The organism is Gemmatimonadaceae bacterium (assembly GCA_036003045.1).
In the GTDB taxonomy this organism is placed as follows: Bacteria; Gemmatimonadota; Gemmatimonadetes; order Gemmatimonadales; family Gemmatimonadaceae; genus JAQBQB01.
Genome location: DASYSS010000007.1, coordinates 62,216 through 77,251, shown reverse-complemented (window position 1 = coordinate 77,251; position 15,036 = coordinate 62,216). Strand labels below are relative to the sequence as shown.

General features: G+C 65.3%; 10 protein-coding genes. 6 read left to right on the top strand and 4 right to left on the bottom strand.

From position 1 onward, the window contains the following. Both VGQ44_01025 and VGQ44_01020 read right to left on the bottom strand, forming a co-directional pair. Positions 1-1,742, bottom strand: a 1,742-nt coding sequence (locus tag VGQ44_01025) for a TonB-dependent receptor (GenBank protein HEV8445363.1), incomplete at its 3' end; no start/stop codon positions are given. 251 nt (positions 1,743-1,993) lie between these two features. Then, complete coding sequence (locus tag VGQ44_01020) at positions 1,994-3,160, bottom strand: alkaline phosphatase family protein (GenBank protein HEV8445362.1); 1,167 nt, start codon at positions 3,158-3,160, stop codon at positions 1,994-1,996. 162 nt (positions 3,161-3,322) lie between these two features. Here VGQ44_01020 and VGQ44_01015 point away from each other — a divergent pair, with 162 nt between their 5' ends. From VGQ44_01015 to VGQ44_00990, 6 genes are all read left to right on the top strand, one after another. Further along, entirely contained in the window at positions 3,323-4,450 is a 1,128-nt protein-coding gene (locus VGQ44_01015; protein ID HEV8445361.1) for a DUF4956 domain-containing protein, read from the top strand. Then, positions 4,447-5,352 (top strand): SdiA-regulated domain-containing protein, encoded by a 906-nt coding sequence (locus VGQ44_01010; protein HEV8445360.1) that lies wholly within the window; start codon positions 4,447-4,449, stop codon positions 5,350-5,352. The genes VGQ44_01015 and VGQ44_01010 overlap by 4 nt, the downstream gene beginning before the upstream one ends. Position 5,353: 1 nt before the next feature. Beyond that, positions 5,354-8,122 carry a hypothetical protein gene (locus VGQ44_01005; protein ID HEV8445359.1) on the top strand — a complete coding sequence of 923 codons (2,769 nt, stop codon included), beginning with the start codon at positions 5,354-5,356 and terminating at the stop codon, positions 8,120-8,122. A 121-nt stretch (positions 8,123-8,243) separates the two neighbouring features. Continuing rightward, complete coding sequence (locus tag VGQ44_01000) at positions 8,244-9,137, top strand: metallophosphoesterase (GenBank protein HEV8445358.1); 894 nt, start codon at positions 8,244-8,246, stop codon at positions 9,135-9,137. A 210-nt stretch (positions 9,138-9,347) separates the two neighbouring features. Continuing rightward, positions 9,348-10,364, top strand: a complete 1,017-nt coding sequence (locus tag VGQ44_00995) for a metallophosphoesterase (protein ID HEV8445357.1) — start codon at positions 9,348-9,350, stop codon at positions 10,362-10,364. Positions 10,365-10,638: 274 nt separating this feature from the next. After that, positions 10,639-11,853 (top strand): ABC transporter permease, encoded by a 1,215-nt coding sequence (locus VGQ44_00990; protein HEV8445356.1) that lies wholly within the window; start codon positions 10,639-10,641, stop codon positions 11,851-11,853. Positions 11,854-11,869: 16 nt separating this feature from the next. On the opposite strand, the gene VGQ44_00985 is transcribed toward VGQ44_00990, so the two are convergent. Continuing rightward, entirely contained in the window at positions 11,870-14,470 is a 2,601-nt protein-coding gene (locus tag VGQ44_00985) for an FtsX-like permease family protein (protein HEV8445355.1), read from the bottom strand. Then, the gene (locus VGQ44_00980; protein ID HEV8445354.1) at positions 14,470-14,799 is read right to left on the bottom strand and encodes a PadR family transcriptional regulator; all 330 of its coding nucleotides are present in this window, start codon (positions 14,797-14,799) and stop codon (positions 14,470-14,472) included. Before VGQ44_00980 ends, VGQ44_00985 begins: the two co-directional genes overlap by 1 nt. Positions 14,800-15,036 lie beyond the last annotated feature (237 nt).

Here is a 15,036-nt window from a genome sequence, read left to right as displayed (position 1 = left end):
CCCGAAGCGTCGAGCCAGTCGGCGTTCGTGAGGTTGAGCGCGTCGAGCGAGAGGCGGTACGCGCCTAGATTCCACGAGACACGCGCGTTTCCCGTGACGTAGCGCTTCTCCATCGCCCGGCGCGCCAGCTCCATGTCGATGCGCGCCGTGATCGCGCGTTGCCGCGGCGTCGACACCTTCACGCCCGCCTGACGCGTGATCGGGCGCAGCGCGTATTTCCCGACGAGCGCCGCTCCCTGCGACGACGTCAGCGAAAGCCCATCCGCGAAGAGCGACGCACGCAATCCATCGACGGCGGGCAGGTCGAGCGACGACTCGATGCCTCGGTACGTCGCATCGCCGACGTTCGTCGTTCGCCAGAGCGCGGTCGGCGCGGCGTCCACAGGCTTTACCCAGTCGATCAAGTTCGTCGCCCGGCGCACGAAGCCGGTCACGTCGAGCGACCATTCGCCGGCATCCGCGCGCGCGCCGAGATCCCCCGTCCAGAATCGCTCCGATTGAAGATCGGGGTCGCCTTGGTTCGACGGGTCGGTGTAGAAGCGCTCCGTCCACGTCGGTGCGCGAAACCCTGCTCCGCCGTTCGCGTGGAGCCGCACGTTGGGTCCAACAGGCGCGCTCGCGCTCAACGACGGCGAGAAGAAGTCGCCGTACACCGACGAGTGATCGTCGCGGAGACCGAGGTCGGCCATCGCCGACGACGGATTCCCCGCCGTCGCTTCGCCAAAGAGCGCGACGCGCCAATCGCGGTGCGCCCCGAGTCTCGCACTCGAGAGCTGGTCGTGCACGCCCTCGGTGCCAAGCGCAATCACAACCGGTCCAGTCGAGTGCGTCGCGACGGCGTCGCCGGTCGTCTGCCAGCTTTCGTGGCGGTTTTCATAAATCGACGGATCGCCGCGCACGAGCACGTAGTGATCCTGGTGCCGTCGCGTCGATCCCGACACCGCGAGACTCCAGTCGCCGAGGGACTCGTCCCACCGCGAATCGAGCGTGGTCGTCGTCGTGCGCTCGATGGAGTTGTACGGCGCGTAGAAGTCGGCCGCGCCGAAGTCTCGCACGCCCAGCGCGAGATTCGTTCGCAAAAAGCCCCCCGGCGTCGGCGCGGACAGCGACACGCGTCCCTGCCCGATCCGATAGTCGGCGCCATCGCGATGGCCGTCGGACTTGTCGAAGTCGGCCGCCGCCGCGAGCGAAAGGGCGTCGCTCGATGTGCCTCCGGCCAACCCGCCGCCGACGGTGCCGAAGCTGCCCGATCGCGCGCGAACTTCGCCCGGCTGATTGCGCCGCGTGATGATGTCGATCACTCCGCCGACCGCGTCCGGGCCGTAGAGCGCCGAGCCCATTCCGCGCAGCACCTCGATTCGCTCGATCGATTCGAGCGGCACCGCGACGTCGAGCGTGTAGTGCGCCGACTGCACGTCGGTCATTCGCACGCCGTCCACGAGCATCACGACCTGCTCGGGCGAGCTGCCGCGAATCGAGACGTCGGCCTGCGCCGCCGACCGTCCGTACACGTCGACGCCCATCACCGTCGACAAGATGTCCGACACGTTGCGCGCCGCTAACCGCGCGATCTGTTCGCGCGAGATGACCTCGACGCTGCGCGCGACACCCGACGCGCGAGTTCGGGACGCCACCACGGTGACCGTGTCGAGCGCCGGCTGCTGGCCCGTCAGGGTGCCGCCGAGCAGACAGGTCGGTAGCACAAAGCCGCCCGCCCGGAACACCCGGAGCAGATGAGACATGTGGTAGTGGATTTTGAAGGGGGGGAGGAGGAGCGCGAGGAATGTCGAATCGACGCCTAATACACGCAAATCGACTGGGGCGACCGGACGTTTCCGCGTGACAGTGAAGGTCTCCCGATCGAGCGAGACCCTCTGCCTTTTGCCAAAGGGTCTTGCTGTTCCCGTCCAAGTGTGCGGTTCCAACCGTTTTGCCGTTCAGTTACCCGCGACCGCCGGCATCGAGACGCGACTGCCAGTCGGCGAGGACGACTTTATGGGCGTGAAGCCCCGTTCGATGAAGCGGGCGATCCCGTCGAAGTAAAGACGTCGTCCCCGAACGAAGTCACGCCCTTCAGTTGCGCATAGCCGAGGTGTCCGAGACCGAACATGTCCTCGACGCTCCTGAGCAGCGAATAGTGGTTGTACGGCGTCTCCGACACCGTGCCCGGCTTGATGTAAGGGGAGAGAAGCACCGCGCCGATGCGCCCGCCGCCGAACAGGCCGTCCTGCGCCACACGCGCGTTCGGGCCTGGCACCTGTCCGCAGCACGACGTGCGGTCGAGTGACAGCGCCTCGTCGAACGTGATGATGAGCAGACCGTCGTCGCGGAAAGCCTGCGACTGCGTGATGATCGGCACCCAGTGCTTGAGAAACAGATTCGCCGATTCCAGTCCCCCCGGCTCGCCGTTCACGCACGGCCGGTCGTGTCCATCGTGGCAGAGGTTGGGCGTGATGAACGAGAAGTTCGGTGTCGTCGACGCGGACTCGAGATCCTTGAGCAGCGCGGGCAGCGGCACGATGCGCCGTTTACAGGATGGCGAATCGATCACCGAATGGAAGTACATGAACGGGTTGTGCTTCGTCGCGTATTGATCCTTCGGCGTCGCCCATTCGGTGGAGTCCGGGAGACCGATCGTCGGATGTCCGCAGGTCGCCGCCTCGCGAGTGCTGTCCGCTCCCATGTCCTCCATGTACCCGCGCCATGTGTACGTACGCGCCTCGAGCTGATTCGCGATCGTCTTCACCGACGCGGGATACACGCACCCCGCGCCGACGGGGATTCCCTCGGCGGTGCCGGTCTGAACGAAGTCGACGAACCGAGGACAATCGATCTGCGTGAGCGCCGTAGCCGGCATTCCGCTGACCATCGCGATGTAGTTGTCGAGGCTGAAGTGCCCGATGCCGTAGTACTGCCGGAGAAGCGCGCCTTGCTTGGTCAGCGTATCGGCGAGATAGGTCGCGCGCGTCGTCGGCGCGAAGGTCGTGTCGTAGCCTTGGTTCTCGAGCACGATCACGAACACGTGCTTGATCGGCGGCGTCGCCATGGCGACGCTCCCCGCCGCCTCTCGTCCGCTCGGCGCGCTGCAAGCCGCCACGAACGCTGCCGCCGACAGCGCGGACGCGGCCGCGAAGGTCCGGTGGCTCCACAAGCGATTCATCTAATGATTGCCTCGGGTGTTGGTGAGTCCGCTTCCGTCGTGCGTGTAACCTACTCGCACACCGCGCCTTCGGATGTAGGGCCCGCCGCACTGGTATTGATCGTGCGATATGGCAAACGCGACCGCCCGACCCATGGTCGGGGACGCTCGCACCCCACGCCTATGAATTTCTTCACTCGTCTCATCGATTTCATCACCCTGGGCTCGGAAGCCCCGTTTCGACGGCTCTTCGCGTATTACGCGGCCGTCGTCCTCGTGTTCTTCCTGCTCTACAAGTTCTTTCCGGCCATCGACAGCGTCATGTCCGGTGACCGGTTGGTGGAGCTAGCCAAGACGCCTTCGTTCCTGCAAGACGGATTGTCGACGGGCCAAGTCCAAGCTCCCGTCGCCAGCATCCAATCGCGATTCGAGTTCGGCTTCAACACGCTCTTCGTATTCGTCAGCACGTTCGTGTTGATGCTGCCGGTGACGTGGGTGTACATGTCGGCCCGTTGGGGCCGCGGGTACAACCAGTCGGTCGTTCAGGCGCTGATCGTTCTGCCGATGATCGTCGCCGGCGTCATCCTGATCGTCCGCAACAGCCTGGCCTTGGCGTTCAGCCTGGGCGGCATCGTCGCCGCGGTGCGCTTCCGCACCAACATGAGCGACACGCGCGACATCGTCTATATCTTCCTCGCCATCGTCGTCGGGTTCGCCGCGGGCGTGCAAGTCATCATGGTGGCGCTCCTGCTCACGGTGCTGTTCAATTTCGTGCTCGTCGCGCTCTGGCGATACGACTTCGGCCGTCCGGTGCTCGAGCCGACCGCGGCGGCGACGTGGGCCGAGCCGCTGCACGATCTCGCCGGAACGGATCACGGCGGTGTGCCCGTTCCGGATCGCGACCTCGTCCTCGCGCTGACCCCGAAGAAAGCCGAGGCGCTCGCCGAGCGGTTCGAGCGAGTCAAGGACATCCTCGGCCCCAAGGGCAAGAAGCCGAAGTACGACGCCATCGTCGCGATCACGACAAACGAGGTCAGCGCGGCCCAGAAGACCTTGGAGCCCGCCCTCGACAACGTCACGAAGCGCTGGCGGCTCGACGAGGTCGTCAACAACCAGGGCAAGCCGTCGGAGCTCTACTACCTCGTGCACACGCGCAAGTCGGTGCCGCGCGACGCGATGGTGACCGCCATTCGTGCGACGGCAAACGGCACGATCACCGACGTCGACGTCGAAATCGGAGACGCGATCGACAAGGAGCGCGGCGAGGAGCGGCAGGCGCGCAAAGAGCGCGAGAAGGGGATCGAGGGATGACCCGGGTGTGGCACGTCGCCGCGTTGGCGACGTGCATTCTTGCGGCGGCGGCGTGCCAGCGGACACGCGATGATCTAGCAGCCGTCGATACCAGCCAGGTCGCCGTCGCCCGGGCTACTCGGCTCCAGCGCGCGCTGGCCAGCAACGATCCGACGTGGGAAACGACGCCGCTCGCCCGGTGGGTGCTGCCGCGCGAGCTTCGCGAGATCTCCGGACTCACCCTCACGAACGACGGCCGCCTCCTCGCTCAGACGGACGAGGTCGGAAAGGTGTGGGAATTGGACTACCGCCGCGGAATTCTCGTCAAACGATTCGCGCTCGGACAAGGCGGCGTCCACGGCGACTTCGAAGGCATCACGACGGTCGACAGCGTGATGTACCTGCTCACGAGCAAGGGAAAGCTGTACGAATTCCACGAGGGAGCGAATCACGCGGACGTCGGCTTCGAGGTTCACGACACCAAGCTCGACGACGCGTGCGAGTTCGAAGGTCTCGCCTTCGATCGCCCTCTCAACTCGCTCCTGCTGGCGTGCAAACGTGTCCTCGACTCGACCGTCCAGAACTCGATCGTGATCTACCGGTGGCGGCTCCACGGCGACAAGCGGGATCGTTTGTCTCGGCTCGTCGTGCCGCTCGCCGGCGTCATCGGTTCGAACGACTGGAAAACGTTTCATCCGTCGGACATCACCATCGATCCGTTCAACGGCAACTACGTGTTGATCGCGTCCAAGGAGCGCGGCCTGATCGAGATCACCCCCGCCGGCGCGCCGGTAACGGCACGGCCGCTTCCCGCCGACCACATTCAGGCGGAAGGCGTCGCAATCACGAGGGACAGCATTCTGATCATCAGTGACGAAGGCGGCACTGACCTCGGCATGATCACTCTTTATCGATGGCCGTAGCATGCGCGACTTCATACAACTTTACGCCCGGCGCGCGATCGTTCGCGTGGCCGTCGTCAGCATAGCGGTTCCGGCAACAGCGGTTGCGCTCCAGCAACCGGCGCCTCCGGCGCCCAAGGACATCTCGGTGAAGGTGAAGGCGGCGAAAGGCCCGGCCGCTCCGGCGGAGAGCGCGACGGTCGTCGCCGGAGCGCACTATCGCGGCGACGGGGTCGTTCGTTGGTTCGACGGTGACGGATATCGGGAGCTCTGGACGACGCCGATTCGCGTCCCCGTGCTCAATCTCCAAACGTTCGTCCCCGGCGGTCTCAAACCGCTCAAGGAAGGCGGGGGCTTTCAGACGAAGAGCCTGCGCTTCGAGGCGGCCAACGGCGATGAGTGGGTCTTCCGACTCGTCGACAAGCGCGCCGGCGCCGTCCCATCTGAACTCCGCCGAACTCCGATCGAGAAGATCGTGCAGGACCTCCAGAGCTCGCAGAATCCGGCTGGGTTTCTGGCATCCGCGCCGATCGCCGAGGCGGCCGGCGTGCTGCACCCAACCGGCATGTTGATGGTGATGCCGAACGATCCCGCGTTGGGCGATTTCCGCAGGGATTTCGCCGGCCAGCTTGGCGAGATCGAGCGCTACCCGAACGTGCCGAAGGCTGACGACGAGGAAAAGGTCGTTCAGGACACGAAGGAAGCCAAGAAAGCGAAAGACGAGAAAGCGGCGGACGAGAAACCGAAGGACGAAAAGACGAAAGACGAAAAGAAAGAGGCAGCCGGCAAGCTGAAGGGCGACGACGAACGCCTGGGCTTCGCCGGCGCGTCGAAAATCATCGACAGCGATGAGCTGCGGAAGCTGATCAACACCGACGCCAAGGACCAAGTCGACGCGCGGGCGTTCCTCATGGCCCGTTTGACCGACTTCCTCATCAACGACAACGACCGGCACGCCGGCCAATGGAAATGGGCGGAATTCCCCTCTGCGAAACACGAGTGGGAACCGATCGCCCGCGACCGCGATCATGCCTTCGTGACGTACGGAGGCGTCGTCGGCGCCACCGGCCGGATGGTCAAATCGACCGTCGTGTCGTTCTCGAGCGCGCCGCTCGTCGCGGGACTCATCGCGCAGAACGCCATCGACGTCAGGCTGCTCTCGGGGTTGGAGAAGCCAGTCTGGGATTCCATCGCGCACGAGCTTCAGCGGCGCATCACCGACTCGGTGATTCACACGGCCGCCATGTCCCTGCCGATCGAGTACCGGTCGGCGGCGCCGAACATGGAAGCGGTACTCAAGCGGCGCCGCGACGCGATTCCCACTGCCGCCGATCAGTACTACCGCATGCTCGCCGAGCGCGTGCAGGTCGACGGCACGAACTCATCCGACCGGGCGAGCATCGTACGAACGGCCGACGGCTCGGTGGATGTCAGGCTCGAGTCGGAAGGCACCACGTTCTATGAACGCCGTTTCCGTCCCGGAGAAACGCGCGAGATCCTTGTGTATCTGCACAACGGTGACGACACCGCGATCGTCACCGGACGCGCCGACGAGAGCATTCTCGTGCGCGTCATCGGCGGAAACGGCGACAACGTGCTCATCGACTCGTCGACCGTCGGCGGGCGCACCCACCCGACGCATTTCTACGAGGCGGGTCCGACGAGCGGCGTCACCTACGGTCCCGACACCGACTTCGTGCGCACGCCGTGGGAAGAGCAGCGAGGCAAGGTGAGCCGGGCCGTGCCGAACTACGGCTCCGGCATTCTGCCACACGTCGGACTCAACGATCCGCGCACGCTCGGATGGACGCCGCTGCTCGGTTTCAAGCGCTACACGTATGGCTTCCTCGATCGTCCGTACTCGTCGATGCTCGGCGTCGACGCCGAGTACGCGATGCAGTTCAAGGGCGCGCGGCTGACGGTGCTCGGCGACAAGCGTTTCGAGTCGTCGCCGCTCCATGTCGGCGTCCTGGGCCGAGTGTCCGATCTCCAATACGTGAACTTCTTCGGCTTCGGCAACTCGACCGTCGTCGACACGCTTCACCACCCCGACTCGTTCTTTGAGGTCCATCAGCGACAATGGACGATGAGTCCAGTCGTCGGGTACTCCATCGGACAGTGGACCGACCTGACACTGGGTCCGGGGTTCACGCATGCGACGACGGACAGCGCGAGCAGCCCGTTCCTCGGCGTCACTCGACCGTACGGGTTCGGCAACTTCAACGAGGGCACGCTGCAACTCACCGCGCGCTACAACTACAATCCGCCGCGGATCGACTCGATCACGCCGTCGAATCACATCGTGGCGGTCGCGAGCGGGGGCGTCTATCCGAAGATGATGGACGTAACGTCCACCTTCGGCAAAGCGACGCTCGCCCTGGCCGGGGACCTTCAACTGCCGATCCCCACGTCGCCGACGCTGACGTTCCGCAGCGGCGGAACGAAGGTGTGGGGCGACTTCCCGTTCTTCGAGGCGGCGACGATCGGGGGCGACCACACGACGCAGTTCATCGACGCGCAACGTTTCGCCGGTGACGCCTCGCTCTACGCGACATCGCAGCTGCTCGTGCCGCTGACGCAGTTCCGAGTCATCATCCCGGTTCGAGGCGGCGTCGTGGGCGTCGCTGAAGCGGGGCGCGTTTACGTAAATGGCTCGTCGCCCGGCGGCTGGCATTCAACGGCGGGGGGCGGCATCTGGATTGGCCGTCTCTACGGACCGCAGACGCTGAGTTTGGTCGAAACGGGCGGCTTCAAGAGCGGAGTTCAGGTTCGGCTCGGCTTGAGTTTCTAACGGCGCGGAAATCGCGACGCTCGAGGCGGCGGAAACGGGGGTACCGTACTCGGTGCGTCGGCTTGGGCGTGGACCATCTGCAGCACTTGCGCTCTGTTTTTCGATTCAGTGCAAGCCGAGCGTGCGCATCACGCCGCCGCCGGCCGCCGCCCCGGCGGAGCAGGTCGCGTTGAGCGGCGCGTACGCGATGGTCGGCGTCGGCGACATCGCGAGCTGCTCGCAGCGGCTCGGCATCGAGACGGCGATGCTCGTCGACAGCGTGCTTCGCGCCGACAGCGTGGCGGGCGTGCAGGCATCCGTGTTCACGCTCGGCGACAACGTCTATTCCTCGGGCACGACCGAACAATTCGAGAAATGTTTTACGCCGTCGTGGGGCGATCCGAAGCGGCGGATCATGAAGAGCCTCCACCCCACGCCCGGTAACCACGAGTACTACTCGCCCAACGCGGACCCGTATTACCGATACTTCGGTCCCGCGGCGGGCGTTGTCGGCAAGGGCTACTACAGCTACGACGTCGCGAAGTGGCACGTCGTCGTCGTCAACAGCGAGTTGTTCGTGAACTCGATGTTCAGCGATTCGGCGCGGAAGGAACAACTCGACTGGGTCGCGCAGGACCTCAAGGCTCATAAGGCGCTTTGCACGATCGCGTACTGGCACCATCCGCGGTTCAGCTCCGGCTGGCACGGCAACGACACGAGGTTCACGCCGCTGTGGCAAATCCTCCATGACCACGATGTCGACCTCGTGCTGAACGGCCACGACCACGACTACGAGCGATTCGCGCCGATGGCGCCGAGCGGCGTCCTCGACTCGGCGAAGGGAATCGCCGAAATCGTCGCCGGCACCGGCGGTGAAGACCTGCGCGGGTTCAACGACATCGTCCCGAATTCCGTGTATCGCATTGAGGGTCGAGCCGGCGTCTTGCTGCTCACGCTCGGCGACAAGGAGTGGCGGTCGGCGTGGGTCGAGGTCGGCGGACGCGTCTGGGATCAGGCCGGCGGCAAGTGCCACTAGCGAGCCCGGGCGCGGAACTTACGGATCACTGAATCTCACCGCGGGTAATACGACGTGACCCGATCGGCGGTATTTCAGCGGCCGCCGCGCGGGGAATCGGACGGGACCGTCGGACGGCGCGTTGTTCCTCAGCCGATCCGGACCGTGCGTGCGGAGCGCCGTTTCAGTAACTCCGCCCCACCTTGCCCTCGAGCACTCGAGAGTCTTGTCGTGATAAAAATCAAACGCGGCGCCGGCTTCCTTCCCGCGGGTGTGATCCTTCTCGCGAGCTGCAAACCCCCGATGCACATGACGCCGATCCCAGCGGCGGATCCTCAGGTCCGGCAGACGGGCTCGTCTGCGGCCGCACCGGTCATGATCGATCTCGGCAACGTGGCACCCGCGCCTGGAAGCCAGGTGATGATCGGCGTAGGCGACATCGCGAGTTGCACGCAGAAGCTCGGGCTCGCCACGGCGATGGTCGTCGACAGCGTCATCAAGTCGGACAGCGTCTCCAATCTGCCGACGTCGGTGTTCACGCTCGGCGACAACGTCTACTCGAGCGGCACCGAGGCGCAATTCAAGGATTGTTTCACGCCGGCGTGGGGCAACCCGAAGCTTCGGCTCATGTCGAACATCCACCCGACGCCGGGCAACCACGACTACGGAACGGGCCAGGCCGCGCCGTACTACAAGTACTTCGGCAAGGCCGCCGGCGTCGACGGCACGGGCAACTACAGCTACGACGTCGGGAAATGGCACGTCATCGCGCTGAACAGCGAGACGGTATCCGGTTCAGAGTTCTCTGATGCCGACCGCGGCGCTCAGATGAAGTGGCTCGAGAAGGACCTCAAGGATCACGACGCCGCGTGCACGATCGCGTATTGGCACAACCCGCGCTACAGCTCGGGCTGGCATGGCAATGACACACGGTTCACTCCGATCTGGCAAACGCTCTATGACCACGGGGTCGATCTCGTGCTCAACGGACACGACCACGATTACGAACGGTTTCGCCCGATGACCCCCGCCGGCGTGCTCGACACCGCGAAGGGAATCACCGAGATCGTGGCAGGCACGGGCGGCGAAGAGTTGCGCGGATTCAACCAACTCCAGCCGAACTCGGCGTATCAGATCGAAGGCCGGGCCGGCGTGTTGAAGCTCACGCTCGGAGAGGACGGATGGAGATCGGAGTTCATCGAGGCCGGTGGGCGCGTGTGGGACCGGTCGTCGGGAAAGTGCCACTAACAAAGGCGCAGAGGCTCCCGCACTAAATCGGATCTCTGCGAGGCGAGACTTTAGTCGTCAGGCGGCAGCGACAGTCGACAGGTGACTGCGCTGCCGTCTTGTTTTTTCCTGTCGCTGACGCTGTCGCTGACGACTAGAGTGTTCGGCGAAGCAGCGGACTCGTTTAGTGCGCGTCCCGTTTTCCAGTGCTTGACTTTCAGGGGAACATCCGAGATGCATGGGGGAACAAGTAATTGGCATCCATCGCCGGTTCCCCACTCGGAGGCTCCAGTCGGTGCGGCTCGAATTTCTGTCGATTGCCTTCGCGGCGTTGCGCGCCAACCTGTTGCGCTCGTTGTTGACCATGCTGGGGATCGTCATCGGCGTCGCCGCGGTCATCGCGATGGTCGCGATCGGCGACGGGGCGCAAGCGTCGGTCAAGAATCGCATTGAGCGACTCGGCACGACGACGCTGCAAATCGACGCGACGTTCGTGCGTCAAGCCGGCGTCCAACTGAACGCGCGTCGTCGGATGACGATCGACGACGCCGACGCGATCGAGGAGCGGGCGCCGCATGTGCTCGCGGTGCAGCCGCAGCAGGACAAGTCACTCCAGGTACAGTGGGGCGATCACAACACCAACGTCCGCATCACCGGAGCGACGCCGAACTTTCTCGACGTCCAGAAGTTCAGCATTGCCGCGGGTCAGATGTTCACGTCGGCCGACGACCTGGGGCGACAGCGTGTGGCCGTGCTCGGCGCCGGCGTGCTGACGCAGCTCAATATCCTCGATCCGTACGATATCATCGGCCAGCGCGTACGGATCGGCGGCGTCGAGTTCACGGTCATCGGCGTACTCGCTCCGAAAGGAGCAGGCTCGGTGTTCGGAAGCCCCGACGATCAAGTGATCGTCCCCTTCGGCACGGGGCACTATCGGCTGTTCAAGACGGATTGGGTCGACGACATCTTCGCGCTCGCCGGCAGCGAGGACGACCTTCCGATCGCCACGGCGGAGATTCAAGCGGCGTTGCGACGCGAGCACCGGCTGCGTGAAGGCCAACCCGACGACTTCCGCATTCGCAACCAGGCGACGTTCCTCGAGACGCTGAATGAGGCGACGCAGATCTTCACGACGCTCCTGGCAGGCATCGCCGCGGTTTCGCTGCTGGTCGGAGGCATCGGCATCATGAACATCATGCTCGTGTCGGTGACGGAGCGAACGCGCGAGATCGGCGTGCGCAAGGCGCTCGGCGCCACGCGCCGCGACATCCTCATGCAGTTCATGTCGGAAGCCCTCACCCTCTGTTTGCTCGGCGGCGCCGTGGGCGTCGTCCTGGGCCTGGCAGCCGCGCTCGTGCTGCGCGACGCATTCGGTTGGAACGCCGTGCTGGGCCCAGCCTCCGTCGCGTTGGCGTTCGTGTTTGCCACCATCGTCGGCTTGTTCTTCGGCGTGTGGCCCGCGCGACGCGCCGCAACCCTCGACCCGATTCAGGCATTGCGCTACGAATAAGAGCGACCCGTGCCGCTCAGTCGTGGCGCAGCGCGGTAGTAGGATCGACGCCGGACGCGCGTCGCGACGGTAGAAAAGCGGCGACCACACACGCCGCTACGACACTCGATGCTGCCAGCGCCAGCGCGACGACGTCGAAGGTCGGCGCGCCTTGCACATTCGACGCGATCACACGCGCGAGTCCCAGCGACAGCACCAGACCGATGGTCGTTCCCACCACGGCTTGACGCACGGACTGCCGCATGACGAGCGTGAGGACCTCGCGCGGCGTCGCACCGAGCGCGATGCGGATCCCGATCTCTCTCGTGCGTTGGCCGACGAGATAGGCTACGACGCCATAGATCCCGACGACGGTGAGCGCCAGCGCGACGATGCCAAGGCAGAGCGCCACCCAGTAAGCGACCCGGAACGGATAGATCGCGCCGGCGACAAACGTCTCGAGCCGGTCGATGCGCTCGACGCCGCCGGGCACGGTGTGGTCGAGCGCGATGTCGAGAGTCCGCTTCGCCGCATCGGGGTTTCCGCGCACTCGCGCCAACAAGCAGCAGGTCTCGGCCTCGATTGGCGATGCGAAGTAGAGCACGGGCGTGCCGGTGCCGTCGTCGATCGAGCGAACGACCACGTCACGTGCGACGCCGACGACACGCGCCGACTGGTACCGGCTCATCGGATCGGACGGTTGGCTCAGACGCAGGCGAAGAACGCGACCCAGTGGGTTCGCGCGCGGCCAAAGCCGCCGGGCGGCGGCTTCGCTCACGATGACCGTCGGCGATCCATCCTCCTCGTCCGCGCGCGTGAACGATCGTCCACCGACGATGCCGATCCCCAGCACTCCGAAGTACGAGGCGGAGACACGATTGTACGCGACGTCCGCGCTCGACGACTCGGTGCTGATCGAGACGGTCGGAAATTTCATGTCGAGGGGCAGCACGGTGGCCGACGCCAACGTGTCGACGACCGCGTTGGAGCGCAGCGCCACGAGAACGCCGGCGCGTTGTTTGGCGTCCGGCTCGATCGTAACGACATCGGCGGTTCGTAGGCCCGTTTGCATTCGACCGAGGCGGCCCGCCTGTCGCACGAGGATGCCCGCGGTGATGAGAAGCAGCGCCGAGGCGGCCACCTGCGCGACAATCAACGCACCCCGGCTGTTTCGTCGCGCCGCCAGCCCCTGATCGTCGAAGTCGCCGCGCGTTGCGCGCACCACGCTCAAACGCGTGGCCCTGAGCGCCGGCGCGAGCCCGCACACGAAGGCCGATGCAACCGTGGCGGCGACGGTGAACGCGACGACTCGCCAATCGGGCACGAGCGGAACGAAGCGAACGAACGGCGCGAGGTCGGGAGGCAGTGTCGCGAAGAGCGCCCGCTCGCCGAAGCCGACGACGGCCCAGGCGAGCCAGAACCCCACGGCCGCCGCCGGTAAAATGAGAACGACGCTCTCCGTCACGAGCTGCCGAACGAGTCGCGTTCGCGCCGCGCCGAGCGCCAACCGGATGCCGAGCTCGCGACGCCGCTCGAGACCGCGGGCGAGCAACACGTTAGCCACGTTCGCGCACGCTAGCAGCAGAATGAGACCGAACGACACCACCAGCGGAGCGAACGCCGCGTACGATCCGACGGTGCGCGGAATCGGGCTCTCGCGCGACTCGAAAAACACGCGCGCCACACGGCCGCTGTCCGGACGATCCGTCGTCGTCGATCGCAGCAGCGACGCCACGACCGCCCGGCCCTGCGTCGCCGACATGCCCGTCGCCAAACGACCGATGAGCGACAGATCGCGCTCGTCGCCCGACCGCACGACCGCTGCATCCGGATGCATCGCGTCGAGCGGAACCCAGAAGTCGCGCGGTTTCTTGAACAGGCCCGCGAAGCCGGCTTGCGCCACGCCGATGACCTCGAATGGCGTGCCGCGTAGGAGGAGCCGGCGGCCGACGATCGTGGAATCGCCGGCGAACCGCGTGAGCCAGGCGGCGTAACTGATGACTACGACGCGCCGCGACGCATCGTCGCCTCTCAACAAGCGGCCAAACCCTGGTTGTACGCCGAGCATCTGGAAGTAGTTCTCGCTGACGGCATCCCCCGACGCCACCGATGGCCCCAGCCGCAGCGCGAACGAACGAAACGCGAACGCGTCCGCCAATCCGGTGGCCGGATGACGTATCGCCTCGAACTCGCGCCGGTTGAAGTCATGATAGTGGCCGGAGCGATCCATCCAATTCATCGACTGGAGCGCGCCGGGATCGCGGACATCGAACGGTCGCAGCACGTAGGCGTTGAACACGGTGAAGGCGCTGGCACTGATCCCGACGCCCAGCCCGATCGTGATCACGAGCGACGCGGTAAACGCCGGGGTCCGTGCCGAGGATCGGATGGCGTAGCGAATGTCTTGGAGCGCGTCTTCGAGCGCGCGCACGCCTCGTACGTCGCGCGCATCCTCCTTCACCAGCTCGACGTTTCCGAACTGCCGCCGGGCAAGCGCCGCGGCATCCGACGCGCTCATCCCCGCGTCGCGATGCTTCCTCGCCTGCATCTCGAGGTGAAACACGAGCTCCTCCGAGAGCTCGCCCTCTAGGCGGCGCCCGGTGAACAGCGCGCGAATCCGGATGAGCCAGCGGCGCATCACGCCAGCCGCAAAACTCGGCCGACCGCGGCCGAGAACTGGGTCCACTGGTCGCGTTCACGCTCGAGCTGCTTCCGTCCGGCGGGCGTGAGCCGGTAGTAGCGAGCGCGCCGACCGAGCTCCGAGACGTCCCACTCGGACTCGATCCACCCCTGTTGCTCGAGCCGGTGGAGCGCGGGATACAATGAGCCCTGATTGACCCGGAGCACGTCCTTGGAGAGCTCCTGGATCCGCTCGGAAATGGCCCACCCGTGACGCTGTTCGGCGACGAGCGTGCGGAGGATGAGAAGGTCGAGCGTGCCTTGCAATAGGTCGAGGCGCGTGGTCATGGTGTCGGCTGTCGACACCAACAACATTGCACCGTTGGTGTCGAATGTCAACAGCAAAAGTGCGCGGAATGGATTAAAGGGGATCACCGCGATGAGAGACTCTAGGCGTCGGCGTCAGCGCCAGGGTGGAGTTCGCTGTCGCCGACGCTGTCGCTGACAACTGAGAGGCCGTTGGCCGCCGAGGGCTCCTTTAAATGCGCGGCCCTTGACCTCGGAGGCCCGGGATTGAATCGTCAA